This window comes from Frigidibacter sp., from assembly GCF_030695035.1.
Lineage (GTDB): Bacteria > Pseudomonadota > Alphaproteobacteria > Rhodobacterales > Rhodobacteraceae > Frigidibacter.
In genome coordinates, this window is sequence record NZ_JAUYTT010000012.1 from 487,752 (window position 1) to 510,236 (window position 22,485).

At 69.6% G+C, this 22,485-nt stretch carries 25 protein-coding genes and 1 tRNA gene; 9 read left to right on the forward strand and 17 right to left on the reverse strand.

Features of this window, described 5'->3' with window-relative positions; all coding sequences use genetic code 11:
• Nucleotides 1-2 precede the first annotated feature (2 nt).
• Nucleotides 3-836 (forward strand): 3-deoxy-8-phosphooctulonate synthase, encoded by an 834-nt coding sequence (gene kdsA, locus Q8S30_RS13805; RefSeq protein ID WP_305666585.1) that lies wholly within the window; start codon nt 3-5, stop codon nt 834-836.
• 318 nt (nt 837-1,154) lie between these two features.
• Here the strand turns inward: kdsA and Q8S30_RS13810 are convergent, their stop codons facing one another.
• The 3 genes from Q8S30_RS13810 to Q8S30_RS13820 all read right to left on the reverse strand — a co-directional run bounded on the left by Q8S30_RS13810 (nt 1,155) and on the right by Q8S30_RS13820 (nt 4,128).
• Nucleotides 1,155-2,510: a type II toxin-antitoxin system RelE/ParE family toxin gene (locus Q8S30_RS13810; protein WP_305666586.1), complete on the reverse strand. Its 1,356-nt coding sequence runs from the start codon at nt 2,508-2,510 to the stop codon at nt 1,155-1,157.
• Nucleotides 2,510-2,755, reverse strand: coding sequence for a type II toxin-antitoxin system ParD family antitoxin (locus Q8S30_RS13815; protein ID WP_305666587.1), 246 nt, complete (start codon nt 2,753-2,755; stop codon nt 2,510-2,512). Before Q8S30_RS13815 ends, Q8S30_RS13810 begins: the two co-directional genes overlap by 1 nt.
• 188 nt (nt 2,756-2,943) lie before the next feature.
• Complete coding sequence (locus Q8S30_RS13820) at nt 2,944-4,128, reverse strand: NAD(P)/FAD-dependent oxidoreductase (protein ID WP_305666588.1); 1,185 nt, start codon at nt 4,126-4,128, stop codon at nt 2,944-2,946.
• Between the two features lie 121 nt (nt 4,129-4,249).
• On the opposite strand from Q8S30_RS13820, the gene Q8S30_RS13825 reads away from it, so the two are divergent.
• A tRNA-Gln gene (locus Q8S30_RS13825) sits at nt 4,250-4,324 on the forward strand.
• Between the two features lie 233 nt (nt 4,325-4,557).
• Here Q8S30_RS13825 and Q8S30_RS13830 read toward each other — a convergent pair.
• Nucleotides 4,558-5,571 carry an AI-2E family transporter gene (locus Q8S30_RS13830; RefSeq protein WP_305666589.1) on the reverse strand — a complete coding sequence of 338 codons (1,014 nt, stop codon included), beginning with the start codon at nt 5,569-5,571 and terminating at the stop codon, nt 4,558-4,560.
• Between the two features lie 495 nt (nt 5,572-6,066).
• Entirely contained in the window at nt 6,067-6,966 is a 900-nt protein-coding gene (gene yghX / locus Q8S30_RS13835) for a YghX family hydrolase (protein ID WP_305666590.1), read from the reverse strand.
• A 194-nt stretch (nt 6,967-7,160) separates the two neighbouring features.
• Here yghX and Q8S30_RS13840 point away from each other — a divergent pair, with 194 nt between their 5' ends.
• Genes Q8S30_RS13840 through Q8S30_RS13870 form a run of 7 tightly spaced genes read left to right on the forward strand, consistent with a single transcriptional unit; the run spans nt 7,161 to nt 13,089 of the window.
• Nucleotides 7,161-8,135 (forward strand): MoxR family ATPase, encoded by a 975-nt coding sequence (locus Q8S30_RS13840; RefSeq protein WP_305666638.1) that lies wholly within the window; start codon nt 7,161-7,163, stop codon nt 8,133-8,135.
• Between the two features lie 10 nt (nt 8,136-8,145).
• Nucleotides 8,146-9,009: a DUF58 domain-containing protein gene (locus Q8S30_RS13845; protein WP_305666591.1), complete on the forward strand. Its 864-nt coding sequence runs from the start codon at nt 8,146-8,148 to the stop codon at nt 9,007-9,009.
• Nucleotides 9,006-9,374, forward strand: coding sequence for a hypothetical protein (locus Q8S30_RS13850; protein ID WP_305666592.1), 369 nt, complete (start codon nt 9,006-9,008; stop codon nt 9,372-9,374). Before Q8S30_RS13845 ends, Q8S30_RS13850 begins: the two co-directional genes overlap by 4 nt.
• Complete coding sequence (locus Q8S30_RS13855; RefSeq protein WP_305666593.1) at nt 9,367-10,338, forward strand: VWA domain-containing protein; 972 nt, start codon at nt 9,367-9,369, stop codon at nt 10,336-10,338. The genes Q8S30_RS13850 and Q8S30_RS13855 overlap by 8 nt, the downstream gene beginning before the upstream one ends.
• Nucleotides 10,335-11,258 carry a vWA domain-containing protein gene (locus Q8S30_RS13860; protein ID WP_305666594.1) on the forward strand — a complete coding sequence of 308 codons (924 nt, stop codon included), beginning with the start codon at nt 10,335-10,337 and terminating at the stop codon, nt 11,256-11,258. Before Q8S30_RS13855 ends, Q8S30_RS13860 begins: the two co-directional genes overlap by 4 nt.
• Nucleotides 11,255-11,857 (forward strand): hypothetical protein, encoded by a 603-nt coding sequence (locus Q8S30_RS13865; protein WP_305666595.1) that lies wholly within the window; start codon nt 11,255-11,257, stop codon nt 11,855-11,857. The genes Q8S30_RS13860 and Q8S30_RS13865 overlap by 4 nt, the downstream gene beginning before the upstream one ends.
• The gene (locus Q8S30_RS13870) at nt 11,851-13,089 is read left to right on the forward strand and encodes a hypothetical protein (protein ID WP_305666596.1); all 1,239 of its coding nucleotides are present in this window, start codon (nt 11,851-11,853) and stop codon (nt 13,087-13,089) included. The genes Q8S30_RS13865 and Q8S30_RS13870 overlap by 7 nt, the downstream gene beginning before the upstream one ends.
• Here Q8S30_RS13870 and Q8S30_RS13875 read toward each other — a convergent pair.
• From Q8S30_RS13875 to Q8S30_RS13930, 12 genes are all read right to left on the reverse strand, one after another.
• Nucleotides 13,028-13,390, reverse strand: coding sequence for a hypothetical protein (locus Q8S30_RS13875; protein ID WP_305666597.1), 363 nt, complete (start codon nt 13,388-13,390; stop codon nt 13,028-13,030). The two genes, Q8S30_RS13870 and Q8S30_RS13875, sit on opposite strands and share 62 nt — an antisense overlap.
• Nucleotides 13,387-14,022, reverse strand: a complete 636-nt coding sequence (locus Q8S30_RS13880) for a hypothetical protein (RefSeq protein WP_305666598.1) — start codon at nt 14,020-14,022, stop codon at nt 13,387-13,389. Before Q8S30_RS13880 ends, Q8S30_RS13875 begins: the two co-directional genes overlap by 4 nt.
• Entirely contained in the window at nt 14,022-14,705 is a 684-nt protein-coding gene (locus Q8S30_RS13885) for a response regulator transcription factor (protein ID WP_305666599.1), read from the reverse strand. Before Q8S30_RS13885 ends, Q8S30_RS13880 begins: the two co-directional genes overlap by 1 nt.
• Nucleotides 14,702-16,246 carry a HAMP domain-containing sensor histidine kinase gene (locus Q8S30_RS13890; protein WP_305666600.1) on the reverse strand — a complete coding sequence of 515 codons (1,545 nt, stop codon included), beginning with the start codon at nt 16,244-16,246 and terminating at the stop codon, nt 14,702-14,704. Before Q8S30_RS13890 ends, Q8S30_RS13885 begins: the two co-directional genes overlap by 4 nt.
• Complete coding sequence (locus Q8S30_RS13895) at nt 16,243-17,592, reverse strand: hybrid sensor histidine kinase/response regulator (protein WP_305666639.1); 1,350 nt, start codon at nt 17,590-17,592, stop codon at nt 16,243-16,245. The genes Q8S30_RS13890 and Q8S30_RS13895 overlap by 4 nt, the downstream gene beginning before the upstream one ends.
• Nucleotides 17,576-18,745 (reverse strand): FIST N-terminal domain-containing protein, encoded by a 1,170-nt coding sequence (locus Q8S30_RS13900; RefSeq protein WP_305666601.1) that lies wholly within the window; start codon nt 18,743-18,745, stop codon nt 17,576-17,578. Before Q8S30_RS13900 ends, Q8S30_RS13895 begins: the two co-directional genes overlap by 17 nt.
• A 30-nt stretch (nt 18,746-18,775) precedes the next feature.
• Complete coding sequence (locus tag Q8S30_RS13905) at nt 18,776-19,480, reverse strand: response regulator transcription factor (protein WP_305666602.1); 705 nt, start codon at nt 19,478-19,480, stop codon at nt 18,776-18,778.
• A gap of 130 nt (nt 19,481-19,610) precedes the next feature.
• The gene (locus Q8S30_RS13910) at nt 19,611-20,207 is read right to left on the reverse strand and encodes a hypothetical protein (protein WP_305666603.1); all 597 of its coding nucleotides are present in this window, start codon (nt 20,205-20,207) and stop codon (nt 19,611-19,613) included.
• Between the two features lie 12 nt (nt 20,208-20,219).
• Complete coding sequence (locus Q8S30_RS13915) at nt 20,220-21,017, reverse strand: ABC transporter permease (RefSeq protein ID WP_305666604.1); 798 nt, start codon at nt 21,015-21,017, stop codon at nt 20,220-20,222.
• On the reverse strand, nt 21,014-21,757 hold the full coding sequence (locus Q8S30_RS13920) for an ATP-binding cassette domain-containing protein (RefSeq protein WP_371135521.1): 744 nt from the start codon (nt 21,755-21,757) through the stop codon (nt 21,014-21,016). Before Q8S30_RS13920 ends, Q8S30_RS13915 begins: the two co-directional genes overlap by 4 nt.
• A 20-nt stretch (nt 21,758-21,777) precedes the next feature.
• Nucleotides 21,778-22,020, reverse strand: a complete 243-nt coding sequence (locus Q8S30_RS13925) for a PepSY domain-containing protein (RefSeq protein ID WP_305666606.1) — start codon at nt 22,018-22,020, stop codon at nt 21,778-21,780.
• A 14-nt stretch (nt 22,021-22,034) separates the two neighbouring features.
• The gene (locus Q8S30_RS13930; protein ID WP_305666640.1) at nt 22,035-22,469 is read right to left on the reverse strand and encodes a hypothetical protein; all 435 of its coding nucleotides are present in this window, start codon (nt 22,467-22,469) and stop codon (nt 22,035-22,037) included.
• Nucleotides 22,470-22,485 lie beyond the last annotated feature (16 nt).

Genomic DNA, 22,485 nt, shown 5'->3' on the forward strand with positions numbered 1-22,485 from the left:
CCATGAAAGACGTGATGATCGGCGGGCTGACCACCGGCAATGACCGCCCCCTGACCGTGATCGCCGGCCCCTGCCAGCTGGAAAGCGCGGACCATGCCCAGATGATCGCAGGCGCGATGGCCGAGGCCTGCGCGGCGGTGGGCGCCCAGTTCATCTTCAAGGGCAGCTATGACAAGGCCAACCGCACCTCGCTGTCGGGCAAGCGCGGCCTTGGCATCGCCGAGGGGCTGAAGGTGCTGGAGGGCGTGCGCGCCGCCTTCGGCTGCCCGGTGCTGACCGACATCCATGATGCGGATCAGGCGCGCGAGGCAGCGGCGGTGGTCGACGTGATCCAGATCCCGGCCTTCCTCTGCCGGCAGACCGACCTGCTGCTGGCTGCGGGCCAGACCGGCTGCGTCATCAACATCAAGAAGGGCCAGTTCCTGGCGCCCTGGGACATGGCCAACGTGGCCGACAAGGTCGCCTCCACCGGCAACCAGAAGATCCTGCTGACCGAGCGCGGCGTCAGCTTCGGCTATAACGCGCTGGTCGCCGACATGCGCAGCCTGCCGATCATGGCCAAGACCGGCTACCCGGTCATCATGGACGCCACCCATTCCGTGCAGCAGCCCGGCGGCCAGGGCGGCTCGACCGGCGGCCAGCGCGAGTTCGCCCCGGCCATGGCCCGCGCCGCCGTCAGCCTCGGCATCGCCGGCGTGTTCATCGAGACGCATGAGGCGCCCGACACCGCGCCCTCCGACGGGCCGAACATGGTGCCGCTGGACGAGATGGCAGGGCTGCTGCGGGTGCTGATGGCGCTGGACGCGGTGGCGAAGGCGGATCCGGTCAGGGTGTGAGGGGGGGCGGGGAGGCCTTGGCGGACTTCGGGCAAGCCTCCTCGACTTCGAACCACTCACATCGGGCGGGAATAGGCGAGGCACTGCCTCGCCCCCGCCCGTGCGCGACGAAAGCACCCGGTGCCATCGGCACCCCAAGACCGAGTGAGGCCAGCGCCCGACCTGGCGGGCGAGAAGCGCCCGCCAAGGGCGGGGCGGGCGCTGGCCGGGCCCTTTGGGGGCCCGTCCGGTGCAAGATGAAACGGCAGTGAGTGGCGAAGGCGATGGCCTTCGCCAAGGATGGCGAGGTGAGTGGGGTCGCGCCAATCTGGCGCGGGATCAACCCAGGATGTCACGTTCGTACAGCCGCAAGGCCTCCTCGAATCGTTCATTAAATCTGTCGGGAAGACTGAAAGGGAATGTCCACTGGATGATCAGCGGCTCTTCAGCCGTTCCTCCATGATCCGTCGGAATCATTGCCACCACCTCATCGAGTTTATCCGGAAACTCGGCCAAATTCGCCGCATTGGGTCCCACCACATTCATTAGAAGCGTTCGTATGGCCTCACCCTCATTGGGAACGTGCGCAAAGTGCAGGGACTCCTCGCAATCAATGATGGCAGTCAGGGCGCCATGAATCAGAATGCAGACGTCGTGCATCTCTTCGACATCACCCGGCTCACCTGGTTCTCCCCAACTTGCTGTCAGCCGGCCGATGAGGCTTGCAAGCAGCCCAACAAGGTTCGACATGACGCGCGAGCGCTCCACAACCCAGCTGAGGAACTGGTCACTTTGAACACGAGGCTGCGGACTGTAATAGTGACCGGCCTGAAGGTTCTTGAGGCGCTTGAACTGAGGCTTGTTCAGGTGCCTCATCAGCTCCGCGACGAAGCGCCATTCCCAGCCGGGAGGTTTGTCGATCACGATGCGTTGAATGATGGGCGGGTACCCTGAAAGGAAATCGAAGGGAGCCATCTCGGTCTCGTATCGAATGCGATCTCCTCGCGTCCCCAGCTCACGCGCCGCGCGCTCCTCATGCTCTTTCCGCCAAGCGAAAAGCAGTTCGGCAGGGTACGCCGCCGCATCCCGATCAATCTCTCCATGACAGTTTCGACAGAGCCAGATGCCATTCGTGATCGCCGCACGGGTCACGTCTGACATAGCCGCATCGTAGCGCGCTGCCCCAAGCTTAGCGCCCATGATGTGCGCGGCCTCGCCAATCATCGTCGCTTTCTCGGGATCGCTGTTCGGCCCAACGGTATGAACTGCGCAATCAGGATTGGAGCACTGGAAGCGCGCTCGTCTGGCAAGGGTATCGATGGTTGGTTTGGAGAAGTCTGGAGCCGCCATGGTCCAAGCATAGACAGCCGCATTCGCCAAAGCCATATCGTATAGAATGCCAGCCCCTACAGATGCCGCTCCACATCCATCCGGCTGTGCAGCACGCGGATGACATCCAGCCGGCCCCCCCCGATCCCGGTAATAGATTACATGCGATCCGGTCCGGTACTTCAGGTATCCGGGCCGCAGGTCAACCGCCTGCCCCCGCGCCCGCTCGCCCGCGAGGGCAAGGCAGGCATCGCGGATCTCATCGGTGTAGCGGTCGGCCTGATCCGGCCCCCACCTGTCCGCGCTGTAATCCCAGATCCCCTCGATATCGGCCTGCGCCGCGGGCGAGAAGCCAAGGGCCTTCATCACTCGGCATGGCCCGCCCGCTTCCGGGCCTTGAACGCCTCGAAGTCAAACTCACCCGGCTCGCCCGACTCCTCCCCGGCCAACAGCGCCTCCTGCAGAGCCTTCACCCGCGCCTCGTGCTCTTCCAGCAGCCGCAGCCCCGCCCGGACCACATCACTGGTGGACCCGTAGCGCCCGGCCTTCACCTGCTCGGTGATGAAGCTGGCAAAGTGATCGCCAATTGTCACGGATGTGTTGCGGGGCATGTGGGTTGCCTCTGGGGTTGCTGGGTGGGGGAAGGATATACCAAAAAGTATTGCCGGGAAACTGTCTCAAACCGCACCCCAGCGGCCAGACCCCCACCAATTCCCGACAATTCCCCTATGCATATGAAATACATATGCCTTCTGCATGGTTTCCACATAGGGCTTTTCAACGGAATCAAAGCCTTACCTCACGCCACCTGCCCCGCCGCCCAGCCCGAGGACCAGGCCCACTGGAAGTTGTACCCGCCCAGCCAGCCGGTCACGTCCACCACCTCGCCGACGAAATAGAGCCCCGGCACCGCCTTCGCCTCCATCGTCCGGGCGTCGAGCGCATCCGTATCCACCCCGCCCAGCGTCACCTCGGCGGTGCGGTAACCCTCCGTCCCCACCGGCCGCAGCACCCAGCCGTGGATGCCAGAGGCCAGCCGCTCCAGCACCGGATTTCCCTGATCCGCCAAGCGGTTGGCGCCGTCCAGCCCCGCCTCTGCCAGCGCCAGCGCCGCCACCTTCTCGGGCAGCAACCGCGCCAGCGCGCTCTGCAGCGCCACCCGCCCCGCCGCGCCCCGCGCCGCCTTCAGCGCCGCCGCCACATCCTGCCCCCGCGCCAGATCGACCGTGATCGGCAGCCCCTCGCGCCAGTAGCTGGACACCTGCAGCACCGCCGGCCCCGACAACCCGCGATGCGTGAACAGCAAGGCCTCGTCAAACCCGGTCTTCCCCGAGCTCACCCGCGCGCTCACCGACACCCCCGCCAAAGGCCTCAGCCGCTCCAGCTCCTGCTCCGCAAACGTCAATGGAACAAGGCCCGGACGCGTTTCCAGCACCGGCAAACCGAACTGTTCCGCGACCTTGTAACCCAGCCCAGAGGCCCCGATTTTCGGGATCGACTTGCCCCCCGTCGCCACGATCAGGCTGGCCCCGGCAAAGGCCCCGCGCGAGGTCTCAACCGTGAACCGCCCCCCCTCACGCCGCACCGCGCCGATCTCCGCCCCCGTCACCAGTTTCGCGCCCGCACGGTCCGCGCCGGTCAGCAGCATGTCCACGATCTGCGTGGCCTTGCCGTCGCAGAACAGCTGGCCAAGGGTCTTCTCGTGCCAGGCAATCCCGGCGGCATCGACCCGCGCGATGAAATCCTGCGGCGTAAACCGCCGCAAAGCCGACAGTGCAAACCGCGGATTTTTCGACAAAAACCGCTCCGGCGCCGTCGACAGGTTGGTGAAATTGCAGCGCCCGCCGCCGGAAATCCGGATCTTCTCGCCCGGCCGCACGGCATGGTCGAGCACGATCACCCGCCGCCCGCGCCGCCCGGCCTCGGCCGCGGCAAACAGGCCAGCCGCGCCGGCACCAAGGATCAGGACGTCTGCAGTTTCCATCCCCTGCCCTTAGCCCCAGCCAGCGCGCGGCGCAACGAGGACGGAGTTTGCATGGTCATCCCCCGCCCGCCGATTTTTGGGCTTGCGGCCCCCCGGCGGCTTGAGTAAACAGCGCGCCAGTTGGGGCGTCGCCAAGTGGTAAGGCATCGGTTTTTGGTACCGACATACCCAGGTTCGAATCCTGGCGCCCCAGCCAACTTCCTAGTGTGAGCGCACGTGAAAAGGGCGGACCTTGCGGCCCGCCCATTCGGTTAGAAGATCAGCATCAGCAGGCCGACCACGACCGCCAGCCCTATCAGGAAAATGATACCGATGGTGCCACCGATGAATTTCAGCATGGTCGTCTCCTTGCTTTAGGGGTCAGGCCCGCAGGCCCGTTCTGCGGACCCAACCCCTGCCCGCGCCCGATGTTCCGGCAAAATGCAGGTGTCAGGCCCGCTCCTGCTCCAGATAGTCATCGACATAGAGCGCGCCGATCAGCGTCATCCCGACAGCTGCCAGGGGCGTCGCCATTGCCAGCCCGAGGATGCCGAATAGCACCCCCAGCAGCAGCTGCGAGGTGATGATCACCGCCGGGGGCAGCGAGACTTTTTCCTGCTGGATCAGCGGGGTAAGGATGTAGCTCTCCAGCGCCTGCACCGCGACATAGACCCCAAGCACCATCAGCACGGTGCTCTGCCCCTCGGGGAAGGCCAGCAAGATCCCGGGCACCGCGGCCAGCACCGGGCCGATATTGGGGATGAAGGCCAGCAGCCCGGCGATCAGGCCAAGGATGAAGGCCAGCGGGATACCGATCAGCCACAGCCCCAGCCCGGTCAGCACGCCCACCGCCGTCATCGCCATCAGCTGCGCCGTCAGCCAGCTGCGCAGGGTGTTCCCGGCCTTGTCCATCACCTCATCCGCCCGGGGCCGCAGCGAGGGCGCCAGCAGCGCCAGGACGCCGGACCGGTAGAGCCCGGGGTTCAGCGCGCCATAGATGCCGATGAAAAGCATGATGACGAAATTGCCAAGCGCACCGAAGGTGCCGGTCACGGCCGAGGCGGCAGCAAGGCCGCTCTCGCTCGACATCAGGCTGGAGGGGTCGATAGCATCCGTCACACGCTTGCCCCAGCTGTATTGCTCCACCCGGTCGCGAAGGCTCTGAAAGGCGGCGGGGATCTCCTTGGTCAGCTGGTCGAACTGCTCGGCCATGGCGGGGGCGAAGCCCAGCATCGCGGCGGCGAGGGCGATCACGATCAGCAGGATGAAGAGGCCGATGCCCAAGGGTCGCGGCATCCCGGTCTTGCGGGCGATCCAACCACCGCCGCCGCCGAAGAACACCGCGAACAGGATGCCGGCGAAGACGACCAGCAGCACATCGGGCGCGACGAGGAGCAGGAGGATCAGCGCGGCCGCGAGAACGACGAGCGAGATGGTGCGGCGGGTGGGGGTTCTGTCTTGCATGGGCCCCCAACGTCTTGGCCTCCGGGGGGTTCCGGTGCGGGCGGGGGCGGGCGCCGGGCGGGGGTGAATATCATCTGGTCGTTACATATCGGGCTTGGCTCTCAGAGGGCGAGTATCCCTGCGCGTCAGAATACTTATGCCCCACGCTTCGTTTGCTTTGGCGACGGCCATCGCCTTCGCCACGCTCTGCGCTCTCCATTGGCACCGACGGGCCCCCAAAGGGCCCGGCCAGCGCCCGCCCCGCCCTCGGCGGGCGCTGGCCTCTCCGGTGTCGTGTTGCCGGTGGCTCCGGGCGACAGATCCCGCACGGGCGGGGGGCGATGCAGTGCTTCCCGTATCCCGCCCGAACCGAGCGGTCCAAGGTGAGATAACGGCCCGAAGCCTGTTCTGCCGCTATCGCCGAAATTCTGCTCTCAATGTGCGGAGCTCCGTCAGGGAGCAGCCTACCCGTGACACCCGCCCAATGGGAACGACGTGACGCCCCCCCCGCCCCCCTCACACCAGATAACGCTCGAACCACTCCAGCGTCCGCTCCCAGGCCAGTTTCGCCGCCGCCTCGTCATAGCGCGGAGTGGAATCGTTGTGGAAGCCGTGGTTGGTGCCGGGGTAGATGTGGGCCTCATAGGTCTTGCCATGTTCCTTCAGCGCCGCCTCATAGGCGGGCCAGCCGGCATTGACGTTCTCATCCGTCTCGGCGAATTGCAGCAGCAGCGGCGCCTCGATCTTCGGGACATCCGCGGCGGGCACCTGCCGGCCGTAGAAGGGCACCGCCGCCGCCAGCTCAGGGTAGGCTACCGCCGCCGCGTTCGACACGCCGCCGCCATAGCAAAAGCCGGTGATGCCGACCTTGCCGGTCGTCATCTCGCTCGCCATAAGCCATTCCACTGCGGCAAAGAAATCGTTCATCAGCCTGGCCGGATCGACCTGCCGCTGCAGCTCGCGCCCCTGCTCGTCATTGCCGGGATAGCCACCGACGGAGGTAAGCCCATCCGGCGCCAGCGCCACGAAGCCCGCCTTGGCCAGCCGACGCGCCACATCCTCGATATAGGGGTTGAGCCCGCGGTTCTCATGCACCACCACCACTCCCGGCAACGCGTCCGTCTTCGCCACGCCCTCGGCAGCCGGCCGCACCAGATAGCCGCGCACCTCGCCATGTCCGTTCGGCGAGGGGTAGGTGATGTATTCCGCCACGATCCCGGGATCGGTGAACATCACCTGCTGCGCCAGCGCGTAGTTCGGCATCAGCGACGACAGCAGCGCCGCCGCGGTCAGCCCGCCGATGGCGAACTTGCCAGCGCGGTCCAGAAACTCGCGCTTGGTGATGCGGCCATGCGCGTAGAAATCGTAAAGCTCCAGCAGCTCTGCCGGAAAGTCCTGTGCCGTCAGCCGTGTCATGCCATCCTCCCTGTTGCAGCGACCCGCCCTGCCAGCGGGGCACCCGAAAGGCTAGCGCGGCCCGCCCCTTCGGCAAGCGCGCCCGGCCACTCCCCGCTCATCCGCAAGTATGAGGCGCGGGCGGTGGCGGGGGGCGCGTTCCTCTGCCACTCTGCCCCGGACATGGCCGATCGGGGAGGTGAGGCGTGGCACTCTTGGAAAGCGTTTCGGCGCCCTCTGCGGCGGCCGAGGTTGCAGAGCTGACCGCAGCGATGGCGGCGGGGCTGATCGGCCATGACCATCTGGTCGAGCGTCTGGTGATCGCGCTGCTGGCCGATGGCCATGTGCTGATCGAGGGGCCGCCGGGCCTTGCCAAGACCCGCGCAGTCAAGCGTTTGGCGGCGGGGCTCGACGGCAGCTTCGCCCGCATCCAGTGCACCCCCGACCTGATGCCATCGGACATGATCGGCACCCAGCTGTTCCGCCGCGCCTCCGAGAGCTTCGAGTTCGCCCCCGGCCCCCTCTTCCACTCGCTGGTGCTGGTGGATGAGATCAACCGCGCCCCGCCCAAGGTGCAATCGGCCCTGCTGGAGGCGATGGCCGAGCATCAGGTGACGGTGGGCGGCAGCACGAGGCCGCTGCCCGACCCGTTCATGGTTATCGCCACCCAGAACTCCATCGAGCATGAAGGCACCTTCTCGCTGCCCGAGGCGCAGCTGGACCGCTTCTTGCTGCACGTCCAGCTGGCGCTGCCGGGGGCAGCGGCGGAACGCGCGATCCTGGATCTGGTGGAAGGGGAGCTGCGGGCGCCGCCCCCGCCCGAAGGCCCGCGTCTGGGGCATGACCGGCTGCACGCCGCCCGCGCGGCGGTGGCGGCGGTGCATCTGGCCCCGGCGCTGAAGGATTTCATCGTGCGGCTGGTCATGGGCACACGCGCGGTTGGCGAGGATGCCCCGCTGGCCGGTCTGATCGACCATGCCGTGTCGCCCCGCGGCACGCTGGCGCTGGCCGCCGCGGCGCGGGCGCGGGCGGCGCTGGCCGGCCGCAACCATGCCCTGCCCGAGGATGTGGAGGCGCTGGCCCCCGATGCGCTGGCGCACCGGCTGGTGCCAAGCTGGCGCGCCACCTCCGAAGGGTTGTCGGCGCGGGACATCGTGGCCCGGCTGTTGACGCAGGTCCGGCCGTATTGAGGGGTCGCAGATGCTCGCCCCCGCCATTACAGACCTGCGCGCCGAGGATCTGCTGGCGATCGGCGCGCGGCTGGGGCGGCCGGGCCGCGGGGCGGTGCAGATCACCCGCCGAGCCGGGGTGACCGCCACCCGCCTGCGCGGGCAGGGGCATGAGATCCGCGAGATCCGCCCCTATACCGAGGGCGACGACCTGCGCCATCTCGATGCCGCCGCCACCGCGCGCAGCGGCAGCCTGCAGGTGCGCAGCTTTCAGGAAGACCGCGACCGCAGCGTGATGCTGATCGCCGATTTCCGCCCGCCGATGCTGTGGGGCACGCGGGGGCGCTTCCGCTCGATTGCCGCCGCCGAGGCGCTGGCGGTGGCGGGCTGGCAGGCGGTGCTGGCGGGCGGCAGCGCCGGCGTGGTCGCGTTGACGGCGGGGGCGCTGGTGGCGGAGCGCGCGGCGGCAAGGGCGCGCGGCATGGCGCGGGTGGCGGGGTGCCTAGCGCGGGCCCATGCCGCGGCGCTGGAGGCCCCGGAGGCTGCGGTGCCCGACCTTGCGCAGATGCTCGCCGGGGCCGCTCGCCTCGCCCCGCGCGGGGCGGCGGTGGTGCTGGCGACCGGCTTCGATGATCCCGGCGCGGGCATCGAGCAGGTGTTGGCCGGCATCCTGCGCCGCGGCCCGCTGCGCATCGCGCTGACCGAGGACCGCTTCGAGCGCGATCCTCCCTCAACGCCGCTGCCCTATCGCCTTGGCACCGGCCCGGCCCGCATCGGCGACTTCACCGCCCTGCCCGTCCGCCGCGCGGCCCTTGTCGCGCGACTGGCAATGCTCGGCGCACAGGTGGAGCGATTGGCCACCGACGCGCCCCTCGCCTTGGACCCCGCCTCATGACCCCGCAGATCGTGCAGGATCTGCACCCGCCGCGCCTGCCGCTGGACTATGTGCAGCTTGGCCCGGCGGAGGTGCTGGCCGCCTTCGGCCTTGGCCTGCTGGCCGCGCTGGCGCTGATGGCGCTGCTGCGCCCCGCCCTGCACCGCCGCCGCCCGCCCGCCGAGGCGCTGGAGGCGGCGCTGGCCGCCCTGCGCCCGCTTCCGCCGCAGGATCGGCTGCTGGCACAGGCGGCGCTGCTGGCGCGCTATGGCGGCACCGTTCCGCCCGGCCTGCGCCCCGCGCTCTATGCGGGCGCGCCGGTGCCGGACACCCCCCAGCTGGAACCGCTGATCCGGGTCGCTGCCCGAGGGGCCAGACATGCCTGACCTCGGCACCCTCATCCTCGCCGCCCCGCTCGCGCTGCTGCTGTTGCCGCTGCCGCTGCTGGCGCGCCGCCTGCTGCCCCCGCAGCCCGCGCAGCTGGCCGCCATGCGCCTGCCCGGGGCCATTGGCGCGGCAGCCATCCCCGCAGACGCACAGCGCCGGGCCTTCACCCGCACCCGGGCCCTGAAGGTGCTGCTCTGGTGTGCGCTGGTGCTCGCCCTGTCGGGCCCCGCCCGGCTGGTCGCCACCGCCGATACCAGCGCCTCGGGCCGCGATATCCTGCTGTCGCTGGACCTGTCGGGCAGTATGGCCATCGAGGATTTCGACCTCGGCGGCCAGCGCATCTCACGCCTGGGTGCCGTCAAGCAGGTGGCGCAGGGCTTCGTGGCCTCCCGCGCCGGCGACCGCATCGGGCTCGTGCTCTTCGCCGACCGTGCCTATGTCGCGGCCCCGCTGACCCATGACCTCGCCGCCGTCTCCCGCGCCATCGAGGAGGCGGGGATCGGCATCACCGGCCGCTCTACCGCCATTGCCGAAGGCCTGGGCCTCGCGCTCAAGCGGGTGGTAGCGGGTGCGGCACAGGGGCAGGTGATCGTGCTGCTGTCGGACGGCAAGGAAACCGGAGCGCGGATGGATGCGCGGCAGGTGGCGGCGCTGGCTGCCGAACGGGGCGTGCGCGTCCACACCATCGCGCTTGGCCCGGATGACCTGGAGACGCGCCCCGCCTCCCGCGATGCGGTGGACATCGCCTTGCTGCGCGAGATCGCCGCGGCCAGCGGCGGCACCAGCTACCGGGTGCGCGACATGGCCGACCTCGCGGCGATGGCCGCCGATCTGGACCGGCTGGAGCCCAACCCCTCGCGTCGCCCGCCGGTGCTGGTGCCGCAGCCGCTGTGGATCTGGCCGGCGATGGTGGCGCTGCTTGCGGCGCTCGGCCTCGGCCTTGACCCGCGGGGCGCGGCATGAGCACCGGGGATCTGGTCCTGCTGCGGCCCTTCTGGCTGCTGGCGCTGCTGCCCGTGGCGCTGGCGGCGCTCTGGGTGCGGCGGCGGGCGGCGAATGGCGGGTGGGAGCGGCTGGTCGATCCGCCGCTGCTGCGCCGGATGCAGGCGCTTGGGCTTGTCGGCACGGGCGCGGCGCCGCGGCTGGCGCCCTTTGTGTTGGCGGCGCTGCTGGCCCTGGCGCTCGCTGGCCCCGCGCGGCTGCGCGCCTCGGCCACCGCCTTTGCGCCGATGGACCCGGTGGTGTTGATCCTCGACCTCTCGCCCTCCATCACCCGCGGGGCGGCGCTGGCCGATGCGCAGGCGGCGGCCGCGCTGGTGCTGCAATCGGCGCAGGGGCGGCCCGTGGGGCTGATGCTCTACGCAGCCGATGCCTACCTCGCCAGCGCGCCTACCAGCGATGCGGCGACGCTGGAAAGCCTGATCGCAGTGCTGGATGCGCAGACGATGCCGGTGCAGGGTAGCCGGCCCGACATCGCGCTGGCCAGCGCGCGGGAGCTGTTTCTGCGCGAGGGGCATCCGGGTGTCGGCGGGGTGGACCTGATCCTGATCTCGGACGGCGGCGGCGTCAGCCCCCCGGCGCTGGAAGAGGCGCAGCGGCTGGCCGAGGCAGGCGCGCGGCTGTGGACGCTGGGGCTGGCCTCCACCCCGCCCGAGGGCGCGCCGCACCCCGACCCCGAGGCGCTGGCGAGCCTTGCCGCGGCGGCTGGCGGCGCCCATGCCCCCGCCAGTGCCCCCCGCCCGCTGCTGGCGCAGATCGAGGCGGCGCGGCTGACCGCCCTCGCCCGCAGCGAGCGCGCGGGAACCGCCTTCGACGACCTCGGCCGCTGGCTGCTGCTGGCCGCGCTGATCCCGGCCCTCGCCCTGTTCCGGAGGCGCGCATGACCCGCGCCGCGCTTATCCTTATCGGCTGCGCCCTGCTGGCCCTCGCGCTGGCAGGGCGCGAGGGCATCGGCAAGCTGGCGCTGGTCGCGGGCCTGCCTGGCCCCGCAGCGCGGCTGATTGAAGATCCGCAGATCCGCGGCGTCGCGCTCTACCGCGCCGGAGACCATGCCGCCGCCGACCTTGCCTTCCGCGAGGCCGGGCGCAGCGCCACCTACAACCGCGGCCTGTCGCTGGCCGCCACCGGCAACTACCCCCTCGCCCGTGCCTATTTCGATGCGGTGCTCTTCGCCAACCCCGCGGATTCCGAGGCGCGCGACAATCGCGCCGTGGTGGATGCGCTGATCCCGCCGGTGGTCGGCAAGGGCAATGAGGCCGGCCGCATCGCCGTGACCCCCGTCACCCCGCCGGACGGGCCGCCGGTGGAAAAGTTCAACGTGCTTGGCAAACCGCTGGACGCAGGCCGCCGCGTCGCCGATGCCGCCTGGCTGGCGGCCCTGCCCGACGATCCAGGCGAATTCCTGCGGCTGCGGCTGGCCGATGAACACCTGCGCCGCCTGTCCATCGGGCTGACCCCGCCAGAGGAGGGCGACCCGTGGTGATACGCCTTGCCCTCTGCCTGCTGCTCCTGCCGCTCCCGGCCTTCGCCGAGGGGCGGCTGGAGCTCGACCTGATCCCCCATCCCACCCACACCGAGATTGTGGTGGGCGAGATGGTGCCGGTCACGATCCGCGGGGTCTATGAACGCTCCATCGCGCGCGAGGATCTGGTGATTGCCCCCACCGACGCCTTCGACTGGATCCAGTTGACGCAGGATGACTGGCACCGCGAGATGATCGACGGGCGCAGCTATATGGTGATGGAGCGCAGGCTGGCGCTGTTCCCCAAGCGGGCCGGGCCGGGGCGCTTCGGGCCGGCCGAACACAGCCTGACCATCATCACCACCGCCAGTCAGCGCGCCGAGGCGCTGGTGCGCGCCTCTCCGATGGAGCTGTCGGTGGGGGCCTTCCCGACTGATCGCGGCTGGCAATTCGCCGCCTCGAACGTGACGCTGCAAGACGACCTCAGCACCGACCCCGCCGCCCTGCAGGACGGCGCCACCGTGACCCGCACCGTGACGCTGCGGGCGCATGGGGTGCTGCCGGAAATGCTGCCGCCGCGGCCGGTGGTGTCGGAAAACTGGCTGATCACCTTCGCCGCGCCGGTGCAGCGACAGTTGGAGCTGACGCCAGAGGGCCCGGTGGCGAGCGTGATCTGGACCTGGCAATTCCGCCCCGAGACGGGGGAGCCGGGCGTGCTGGAGCCGGTGGTGATCCCGTATTTCGACACGGCAACACGGCAGATGGCGCAGGTGGAGATCCCGGCGCTGCCCATCGGCTATGCCAGCTTCAAGGACAATCAGGTGGATGCCGGGCGGATCAGCGCCGGCAGCCGCTGGCTTCTGGCGGCGGCCTTTGCCGCGGGCCTTGGGCTCGGGGCGGCGGTGCTGGCGCGCTGGTACCGGCCGGATCGGGCGCGGCTGGTGGCGGCGCGGCTGGCGCGGCACTGGTCGCCGCTGCCGCGTTGGCACCTGTGGCAGGCGGCGCGATCAGGCGATCTGCTGGCGCTGCGCGGGGCGGCGGAGGAGTATCTGCGGCCCGAGGAGGCGATGGACCCCGCCCTGCGCCGCGCGGCCCTGGCGCGGCTGGATGCGGCGATCTACGGGCGGGATGCCGGGCGTTTCGACACGGCCCGCTTCACCGCCGACCTGCGCAGGGCAGCGCGGCGCGGGGTCAGAAGCACAGGATCTCGGCCTCGGCCTGCGCCCGCCGCAGCTCTGCCACCACCGCCGTAGTCGCGGCGGTGCCACGGAACAGGGTCGACCGCTCGCCCGTGGTCTGGCGCAGCATCAGCACGGTTTCCCCGGCAACATAGCCATCATAGGGCAGGATCGCCGCGATCTGGTCTATCGAGCATGAACAGCGCGCCAGCGCATCCCGCGTCTGCCCGTTCGCGGCCATGCAGGCGAAGACATATTCCGCCCGCGCCTCGGTGGGGTAGTCGTTCAGCACCGGCGGCAGCGCGGGATCAGCCGCCCAAGCCGGGGCCGCAAACCCGGCCATCACCGCGCCCGCCAAGATCATCGCGCGCATCATTCCTCCTCCGGCATCAGGGTCAGGGTCTCATGATAGCCGCCCTCCGCCGCAGCGGTATCGGCCGAAAGGCTGAGGAAGCGGGGCGCCCCTTCGGTCTCCACCACCAGCGTCAGCGCCAGCTCGGCAAAGGCCCCCATGCTGGCGCGGTTCGGATCGGCCTCGAAGGGGTGCAGCACAATCTGGCGGGCGGGCAGGTCGCCCATGGTCACCTCGCTGCCCAGATCGGCCTGCCCAAGCGCCTCGCGGATGCGGTTGCGGATGTAGAACGGGCTGCCGCCGGTCAGCGCCGCCATGTTGCGCGCGGTGGATTCGAGGAAGAACAGCAGCACCGGGTCCGGCCCCGCCAGCGGAAACTCCGACACCGGCGCTGGCCCGCTCGTGCCCGGCCCCTGCCGCGTCAGCACCCGGCGCGGCGCCTCGCCGTCGGCTAGCGCCAGCGTCAGCACCTCATCGCTCACGGCCTTCGGCAGCGCCGCATCCTCGGGCAAGTCGCCCGGCACCTGCCGCGCGTGGGCATAGGACACCTCAACCGCCGCCCCCGCAGCCGCCCCCGGCGCGAAGATCAGGTCCGACAGCGGCCCCGCGAGGCCGGGCCCCGCCGCCAGCAGCACCGCAAGCACAACAGCACGCATCATACACTTTCCTCCAGCGTCAGGACAAAGCCGCGCCCGCGCAGGGTGCGCAAGGCCAGCCCATAGGGCGACAGGTCCGACAGCTTGCGCCGCAGGTATCCCAGATAGACATCGACGACATTCTCGGTCGACCCGCCATGCGGGGCCCAGAGCGCATCGAATATCTCGCCGCGCGTCAGCACCTGCCCGGGGCGGGCGATCAGATGGGCCAGCAGCTCGCCCTCGCGCTCGGTCAGCACCACCTTGCGGCCGGCGCCGCTGACTGTGCGGTCCGATGGGTCATAGCGCAGCCCGCCAAGCGCCAGCGCGGGCACAGGGGCCGCGCCGCGCACCAGCTGCACCTCCAGCCGCGCGATCAGCTCCCCCAGCTGGAAGGGCTTGACCACATAGTCCTGCGCGCCGGCATTCAGCCCCTCGGCCCGGTCCTCGACCCGCGACAGCGCGCTGAGCACGATGGCCGGCATCCGGTGGCCGCGGGCGCGCATCTCGGCCAGAAGCTCGGCACCGCTCTCCTCGCCCAACATCATGTCGATGATGGCAGCATCGAACGCCTCATGCCGCAGCCGGGCCAGCGCCGGCTCGCCCGCCGCCTCCCAGACCGTGCCATAGCCCGCCGCCCCCAGCCCGCGTTGCAAAAGCGAGGCAATGTCGGGATCATCCTCGACGATCAGAACATGTTTCACGCAACCTCGCTTTCCGCCGCGGCGGCGCGCGGCAGGTCGATACGGCCCGCCGCGTCTCCGCGCGGCAAATCGATACAAATCGTCAGCCCACGGCCCTCGGCCACCGGGCTGATCGCCGTCAACCGCCCGCCCTGAGCCTCGACCACCCACCGCGCCAGCGCAAGGCCCACCCCAAAGCCCGCCTCGCGCGTGTCGCCCCTGCCAAAGCGGGCCAGCGCCGGTTCCAGCAGGGCGGGCGCGATGCCTGGCCCGGTATCGGTGACCTCGGCGCGAACCCATGCCCCGAGGGACTGGCCGGTGATCCGCACAGTCGCCCCCCGCCCCGCATATTTCGCGGCATTCTCCAGCACGCCGGAAAATACCTGCCGCAGCCAGTCGGCATCGCCGGCCACCTGCAGGTCGCCGTCAAAGTTCAGCTCCGCCTCCACCCCCGCCCGGCGCAGCAGCACGGCCATGTCGCCAAGGGCCGCTTGCGCCGCCTGCGCCAGATCGACGGGCTGGCAATCCAGATCCAGCCGGCCGCTGTCGGACCGGGCGATGCGCAGCAGATCCTCGATCCGCCGCGCCAGCCGCAAGGCGCGGCTGTGGATGGTGCGGAAACTGGCGCGCAGGGCGGGGTCGCTGTGCCGCTCGCCCAGTTCCGCCTCGCCGAGGATCACCGTCAGCGGCGTGCGCAGCTCATGCCCGACATCGGCGAAGAACCGGCGCCGCTCGGCATCCACCCGCGACAGGCGGGCATTGGCGGCGCTGAGATCGACGGTGCGTTCTGCCACCAGCGCCTCCAGCCGGGCGCGGTCGGCGGCGAGGCTTCGGGCCCGGCGGTCCAGCCGCGCCGTCATCTGCCGCACCCGCGCGAACAGCAGGCCAAGCTCGTCATGGACCAGCTCGCCCTCCCCTCCCGCCTCCAGCCGCCGGAACACCGGCCGCAACAGCGCCAGATACAGGACGATCAGCAGCAGCGGCGCGCCGATGGCGATCGCCAGCGCCAGCGCGTGCAGCGGGGCGCGCAGGCTGGCCATCGCCGCCAGCGCCGCCTCGCGCCGCCGCGTCTCCTGATGGATCTGCGCCGCGATCAGCCCCGGCACCTGCGCGCCGTACACCGCCAGCGCCGCATCGCCTGCCGGAGTGCCGGGCGGCGCCTGCGCCAGGCTCCGCTCCAGCCGGGTGAACTGCCCGCGCACCCGTGCCAGCGTGATGCCCTGCCGGGCGCGGGTGGCGACCTCGGTGGCATCGGGGGCCGCCTCCACATCCTCGGCAACCAGCCGGTCCATCAGCCCAAAGGTCGCCGTCACCGGAAAGCTGGAGGGCGGCTCGCCCTGCTGCGCCCCAGGCGACAGCCAGCCCAGCATCCATTCATTGACCCGCGCCGACAGCGCGGCATAGCCCTCGATCCGCTGCTGCGCCGCCATCGCCTCGGCCGCATGCCGCTGGGTCCGCGACAGGCCATGGACGGCAATCCCGGCGGCCAGCACCGCCAGCGCGGCCAGCAACAGCGCGGCAAGCGTGAATTTCTGCCGCAGGTTGGGCGCACCGCGGCTCATGGCGCGGCCGTCAGCAGCGCGCGCATCATCTGCCGCAGGGCCGCCTCGGCCACTGGCTTTTCCAGCACCCCCGCGCCCAGATGAGACGACGCGGCCCCAATGGTCTCGGCACATTCCGCGCTGACGATCAGCGCCGGCACCGCACGGCCAAGCGCGGCATGGACCTGGCTGATCACCTGCACCCCCGTCTCGCCCTGATCCAGCCGGTAGTCAGTCAGCACGATCTCGGGCCGCGGGCGCGGGCCCTGCAGCAGCTTGCCGACCCCGTCGATCCCGTCGGTCGCCAGCACTGTCATCCCCCAGCTTCCCAGCAGGAAGGAAAACGCCTGCCGCATCGCCGGGTCATTCTCCACCACCAGAACCGTGCGGTCCTGGAACAGCGCATCCGGCCCCGGCGCCTCGCGCGCATCGGCAGCCTTGTCGTGCAACGACGGCCCCGCAGCATCGGCCAGCGGCAGCAGTACCCGGAACAGCGAGCCTCGCCCCGGGGCACTGAGCACCTCCAGCGGGTGGCCAAGCTGCTGGCAGGCGCGGCGCACGATGGTCAGGCCAAGGCCGGTGCCGGGCTGGTCGGAGTGCGAGAGCCGCTCGAACTCGTTGAAGATCCGCTCCTGATCCTTCACGGCGATGCCCGGCCCGGTGTCATGGACCTGCAACCACACCCCGCCCGGCGCGCGGCGCACCCCGACCAGAACCCGGCCCGAGAGCGTATATTTCAGCGCGTTGGAAATCAGGTTCTGCGCGATGGAGCGCAGGTGCACCGGATCGCTGAGGACCGCGGCGGAGGAGGGCACAAAGCGCAGGTCCAGCCCCCGCGCCTCGGCCTGCGCCTGCACGTCGATGGACAGCCGCTGGAACAGCCGGCCGAGCGAGACCGGCCCCACATTCATCTCCACCCGCTGCGAATCCAGCCGCGCGATCTGCAACAGCGCGCGGATCAGGTCCTCGGCAGACTCAAACGTGGCGGCGATGCGGTGGACCAGATCAGCCTGCCCCGGATCGGTCGTCACATCCTCCAGATGCGACAGCAGCAGCTTGGCGGCGCTCAGCGGTTGCAGCAGGTCATGGCTGGCCGCGCGCAAAAAGCGTGACTTGGCGCGGTTCGCCTCATCCGCGGCCACCCGGGCCGAGGCGAGCTCGGCGTTGATCGCGCCCAGATCGGCCAGCGCGCGCTCCAGATCCAGGTTCCGCGCCACCACCTCGCGCTCCAGCACCGCTGCCGCCTGCGACAGGGCATGAGTAGACCCGCGGGCCTCGTCGATCACATCCATCCGCCGGATCAGCGCGGCATTGATGCGCTGCAGCTTCTGGATCTGCCGCTCGGCACTGTCAGAGCTGCGCAGCATCGTCATCCTCACCTTGCAAGAACGCCAGCCCCACGAAGGTCTGGTTCACGTGGATGCCGCCATGCTGCTCGCCATAGGTGTTGAACCCGGCGATGTTGTAGTCGTGGAAGATGCGGCCCACCGTCTCCTCCAGCCCCGCCTGTTCCAGCGCGATGCGCCGCAAGATGCAGTCAAAGCCAAGGATCAGCGCGGCGGTGCCATCCAGCTGCGCCAGCCGCGCCTCGAACCCGTCGGTCAGGTCTTCGGCGCGGCCAAGGGTCATCATCACCCCCTCATCCACGGCCGACATCATGCGCAGCCCGCCGCCCTCGGTCACCTCAAGGATCGCGCGCACGAAATGCCGCCGGCCGATCCGCACCAGCAGCGGGTTTTCCGCAAAGGCGCGGGGGCCAAGCTCGGCCACCGGCAGGCCGATCATCCGCGCATATTCCTCGGCCGCGGGTTCGGCGTTGATCTCAAGGATCAGCCGCTCCTCGGGCAGCGCCTCGGTCACCACCATCCGCAGGTCCGACGGGGTGAAATGGTCGAACACCACCTCCTCGATGCGGTAATCGGTGGACATCAGGCACAGGATCGCGCTTTCGGGGCAGCTTTCCCCGTCGATGGCCAGATGGGTGCGGCCAAAGCGCAGCCCGTCGCCGGCCGATCCCCCCAGCACCAGCACCCCGGGCAACGTCGCCTCGACGGTCGCCGTCACCAGCTCCTCGCGCTTGCTCAGCCCGTCGATCAGCAGAATGCCAAAGCGCACCCGGCCGGGCCGGTCGGGCACGCGGGCGCTGGCGCCGCGCAGGGTGGCCATCCAGTCCAGCGCCGCATGGTCGCGCAACCGCCGCAGCCAGACCGCCTCGCCCTCGAAATGCGCGGCGGGGAAGGCGATGGCGACGGCGCCGCGATTGTCATAGCGGGTATAGGCGAACTCGCCGGCCGAGGAGCAGCCGACCACCCGGCAGGCCGGGCCGAACCGCGCCGCCAGCGCCCCGGTCAGCGGCGCGATCAAGGATCCGTCCGAGGCGAAGACCAGCACCAGCCCCGGGGCCACGCCCCCGAAGGCCGCCGCGATCTGCGCCTCGATTTCCGCGGCATTGCCCTGCGCGGTCACGGCGCGCGGCCGGGCCGGTTTGGGAAGCGCCGCACCCGCGGACATGTCCGGCATGGCCTTGTCTCCCCCGCTTTAGGTCTGCGATCAGCGCATGAAGATCCGCGCCTTGCTGGCCAGCAGCGCGGCTTGGGTGCGGTTGCGCACGTTGATCTTGGTCATGATCGCGGCGATGTGGGTCTTGACCGTCGCCTCGGCGATCGACAGCTCATACGAGATCAGCTTGTTGGGCCGGCCCTGGCAGATCAGCCGCAGGATGTTCATCTGCTGCGGCGTCAGGGTGGCAAAGTCGCGCGCCAGCGCCGCCAGCTCATCGGCATCGCTGCGCCCGGCTTGCTCATAGCCTTCGGGCGTCACCACCTCGCCGGCCCACATCCGCTCGAACGCCTCGACCATCTTGCTGCGGGCAAGGCTCTTGGTCACATAGCCGCGCGCCCCGGCGGCCAGAACCGCCGTCACCCGGCCGGGGTCCAGCTCGGCCGAGATCACGGTCAGCGGCGCGTCCCCGATATGCTGGCGCAGCACGATCACGCCCTCCACCCCCGCCACATCCGGCAGGTTGAGGTCGAGCACCACCGCGTCGGGCGGCCCCTCGGCGGCGATATTGGCCAGCGCCGTGGCGATGCTGGTCGCGGTGCGCACCTTGCGCAGCCCGAAGGCATGGCCAAGCGTCACCGACAGCGCATGGCAGATCAGCGGATGGTCATCGACGATCAGGACATCCTGCACCGCATGACCGTTGGCCCCGCGCGAGACGTCGCTTGCGACATCCCGGATCGGACGTAGCTCCATGATATTCCTCCCCAACCGGCGCGAGCCTCCACACCCCCGCCGACAGTTGAGTGTAGGACGACATGTCGCAGACGAGAATGGTTTTTTTCATTTTGCCCGCATTTTCAGCAGGGCTTCGCTAAGCCCGGCGCTACGGGAGATGCGCCATCACCGCGCGCCCCAGTGCAAAGGCCCGCTGCTCGAGGATCACCGGCGTCTCGCAGACATAGGTCAGCGATTGCTGCCGGTCGAGGAAGATGCGGGTGGACCAGTCGATATCCGCCTCCAGCGCATCGAGCCGGTCGAAATCCTGCGATTCGGCCTCGGTCAGCGCCGCGAACTCCTTGCGCGCCTCCTTGATGTGATGGTCCAGATCGGTCTGTTTGTGAGCATAGCGGGTGATGCCGGCCAGCACCCGGTCGCGCGATGTGTCGATATGCTCCAGCGTCGCCACAAAGAGGGCGGTCAGCGCGGCGGCATCGGCGGTTTCGGCGTAGCCTGCGATCAGCGCCTCGGCCTCGGGCATCGGGGTGCGGCGCAGAGCCAGCGCGCGGGCGACGCCCTGCACGGGGGCCGTGTCCGCCAACTCCTCAATGACCGGGTCCGGCAGGGGGCCGGCCCATACCTGCCCCAGCGACAGATGCGGCACCCGCCGCTGGATGCAGGGCCAGTCGGGATCCACCGGCCCCGCGGCCTGCGCCCCGCTTCCCAGTATCAGCGCCGCCGCCACGATCCGCAGAGATTTCATCGCAATTCCTCCCTATCCCGGACGCTTGCGCCACAGGCCCTTGGCCGGATCATACATGAAAACGGTTCCGCCGAAGAACACCGCCGTGCAGCCGGCAACCACCGCCAGCGCGGTAAGGTTCACCTGCCCGTAAAGCGCGAACCGGATCAGCTCCACCGCATAGGTGAAGGGGTTCAGCGCGCAGATGTCATGCAGAAGCACGCTCGATTCCTTCATCCGCCACAGCGGGTAGAGCGCGCTGGAGGCGAAGAACATCGGGAAGATCACGAAGTTCATCACCCCCGCGAAATTCTCCAGCTGGCGGATGGTCGAGGAGATGAGCAGCCCCAGCGACCCCAGCATCACCCCCGCCAGCAGCAGCGCCGGCAGCACCGTGAGCCAGCCGATCGCCGGCGGATGCACCCCCCACAGCCAGGCGATACCCAGAAAGGCATAGACCTGCAGGATCGACACCAGCACCCCTGCCACCAGCTTGGCCCCCAGCAGGAACCAGCGCGGATAGGGGCTGACCAGCAGCGTGCGCATCGCCCCCGTCTCGCGGTCATAGACCATCGACAGCGACGACTGCATCCCGTTGAACAGTTGGATCATCGCGCAAAGGCCGGGCACGACGTAAACCTCGTAGAGCACATAGGTCTCATAGGGCGCGGTGATCGACAGGCCGAGGACCGAGCGGAACCCGGCGGCGAAGATGAACAGCCAGACCAGCGGGCGCACCAGCGCCGCAAGGAACCGCTCGCGCTGGCGGGCAAAGCGCAGCACCTCGCGCCGCGCGATGCCGGCGAAGGCGATGGTCCAACCGGCTTTCATGCCGCCTGCCCCGTCAGCGACAGGAAGGCCGAGGTCAGATCGCCTGCCCCCGCAATGCTGTCCGCGCGTCCGCGCGCCAGCACCTCGCCCCGGTGCAGCAGCACCACATCGTCGGCAGGCTCGATCTCATCCATCACATGCGTGGCGAACAGGGCAGAGACATTCTCGTGCCGGATCAGCCGCCGCACCAGCGCCAGCACCTCGGCCCGCGCCCGCACGTCCAGCCCCGCCGTCGCCTCGTCCAGCAGCAGCAGTTCCGGCCGGTGCAGCAGCGCGCGGGCGATCTCGGCCCGCCGCTGTTGCCCTCCCGACAGGGCGCCGGTGCGATGATCGATCCGCTCCGACAGATCGACAAGCGCCAGCACCTCGGCGATCCGCGCCTCGGCGGGCTTGCGGGCAATGCCGTGCAGCGCGGCGTGATAGTGCAGGTTCTGGCGCAGGGTCAGGTCGGTATCCAGCGCCCGCGTCTGGAACACCACCCCCAGCCGCGCCAGCGCCTCGCCGGGCGCGCGGCGGGCATCGAAGCCGGCCACCGCGATCTGGCCGCTGGTACTGTCATAAAGCCGGGTGATCAACGAAAAGAGCGTGGTCTTGCCCGCACCGTTCACCCCCAGCAGGGCTGTGAAGGCGCCGCGGGCCACGCTGAAGGACACGCCCTTCAGCGCCTGCACCGCGCCAAAGCTGTGGCTGACATCCGCCACCACCAGCGCAGGCGCAAGGTCTGGCGCGCCCCCGGTCAGGCGCGCGCCCGGGCTGACGGTCATTCCTTGCGTTGCTCCGTCACGTTCAGGTCGGCATCCATCGCGATGTCATACTGGCCATCGGCGCAGATCACGTCATCGAGATCGAAGCCGCCATCCTCCATCTCGATATTGTCGGGATCGACCTCGCATTGCATCTCGGCCAGCTTTGCGTCGATGGCAGCGATCTGTTCGGGGGTGGCCTCGGCGAAGGCCGGGGCGGCAAGCAGCAGCAGGGCTGCGGCGGCAAGAATGTGCTTCATAAGGGTCTCTCCTCTCAGCGGATGTTGAAGATGGCTTTCTGGGTGTCACCAGACGAGCCGGGGATTTTCAGCTCATAGCTGCCGGGGGTGATGGCGATGAACGACAGGTCCGCCTCGCCCGCGGCATCGAATTCCAGCGAGTGAACCCCCAGCGGGCGCACCTCGATCTGGTTGATGACGATCTCGTTGATCCAGATCGCGCGGAAGAAATCCCCGCCCGACAGCGCCAGTTCGGCAGAGCCATCGGCCACGATCTTCATCTTGTAATAGGTGCCCGATTTCAGCTCGTAGGGCGCGGCGGCGACCGGCTTGCCGGACCCCAGCGTCAGCGGCTCCAGTGTCTCGCGGTTGTCCTTCGACAGCAGGCCCGCGAAGCCATAGTCATGCGCCAGCGCCGGCATGGCGGTCGCGGCGGCCAGCACGGCAGCGGCAAGTATCCGTTTCATCAGGTCTCCTCCCAGATTG

Excerpts from the sequence above, each read along its gene's own strand:
- Q8S30_RS13915 (WP_305666604.1), bottom strand. The coding sequence starts at position 21,017 with ATGAAAGCCGGTTGGACCATCGCCTTCGCCGGCATCGCGCGGCGCGAG.
- Q8S30_RS13810 (WP_305666586.1), bottom strand. The coding sequence starts at position 2,510 with ATGAAGGCCCTTGGCTTCTCGCCCGCGGCGCAGGCCGATATCGAGGGG.
- Q8S30_RS13860 (WP_305666594.1), top strand. The coding sequence starts at position 10,335 with ATGAGCACCGGGGATCTGGTCCTGCTGCGGCCCTTCTGGCTGCTGGCG.
- Q8S30_RS13855 (WP_305666593.1), top strand. The coding sequence starts at position 9,367 with ATGCCTGACCTCGGCACCCTCATCCTCGCCGCCCCGCTCGCGCTGCTG.
- Q8S30_RS13815 (WP_305666587.1), bottom strand. The coding sequence starts at position 2,755 with ATGCCCCGCAACACATCCGTGACAATTGGCGATCACTTTGCCAGCTTC.
- kdsA (WP_305666585.1), top strand. The coding sequence starts at position 3 with ATGAAAGACGTGATGATCGGCGGGCTGACCACCGGCAATGACCGCCCC.
- Q8S30_RS13900 (WP_305666601.1), bottom strand. The coding sequence starts at position 18,745 with ATGCCGGACATGTCCGCGGGTGCGGCGCTTCCCAAACCGGCCCGGCCG.
- Q8S30_RS13910 (WP_305666603.1), bottom strand. The coding sequence starts at position 20,207 with ATGAAATCTCTGCGGATCGTGGCGGCGGCGCTGATACTGGGAAGCGGG.
- Q8S30_RS13845 (WP_305666591.1), top strand. The coding sequence starts at position 8,146 with ATGCTCGCCCCCGCCATTACAGACCTGCGCGCCGAGGATCTGCTGGCG.
- Q8S30_RS13865 (WP_305666595.1), top strand. The coding sequence starts at position 11,255 with ATGACCCGCGCCGCGCTTATCCTTATCGGCTGCGCCCTGCTGGCCCTC.
- Q8S30_RS13880 (WP_305666598.1), bottom strand. The coding sequence starts at position 14,022 with ATGCGTGCTGTTGTGCTTGCGGTGCTGCTGGCGGCGGGGCCCGGCCTC.
- Q8S30_RS13925 (WP_305666606.1), bottom strand. The coding sequence starts at position 22,020 with ATGAAGCACATTCTTGCCGCCGCAGCCCTGCTGCTGCTTGCCGCCCCG.
- Q8S30_RS13895 (WP_305666639.1), bottom strand. The coding sequence starts at position 17,592 with ATGCTGCGCAGCTCTGACAGTGCCGAGCGGCAGATCCAGAAGCTGCAG.
- Q8S30_RS13820 (WP_305666588.1), bottom strand. The coding sequence starts at position 4,128 with ATGGAAACTGCAGACGTCCTGATCCTTGGTGCCGGCGCGGCTGGCCTG.
- Q8S30_RS13905 (WP_305666602.1), bottom strand. The coding sequence starts at position 19,480 with ATGGAGCTACGTCCGATCCGGGATGTCGCAAGCGACGTCTCGCGCGGG.
- yghX (WP_305666590.1), bottom strand. The coding sequence starts at position 6,966 with ATGACACGGCTGACGGCACAGGACTTTCCGGCAGAGCTGCTGGAGCTT.
- Q8S30_RS13875 (WP_305666597.1), bottom strand. The coding sequence starts at position 13,390 with ATGATGCGCGCGATGATCTTGGCGGGCGCGGTGATGGCCGGGTTTGCG.
- Q8S30_RS13890 (WP_305666600.1), bottom strand. The coding sequence starts at position 16,246 with ATGAGCCGCGGTGCGCCCAACCTGCGGCAGAAATTCACGCTTGCCGCG.
- Q8S30_RS13830 (WP_305666589.1), bottom strand. The coding sequence starts at position 5,571 with ATGCAAGACAGAACCCCCACCCGCCGCACCATCTCGCTCGTCGTTCTC.
- Q8S30_RS13850 (WP_305666592.1), top strand. The coding sequence starts at position 9,006 with ATGACCCCGCAGATCGTGCAGGATCTGCACCCGCCGCGCCTGCCGCTG.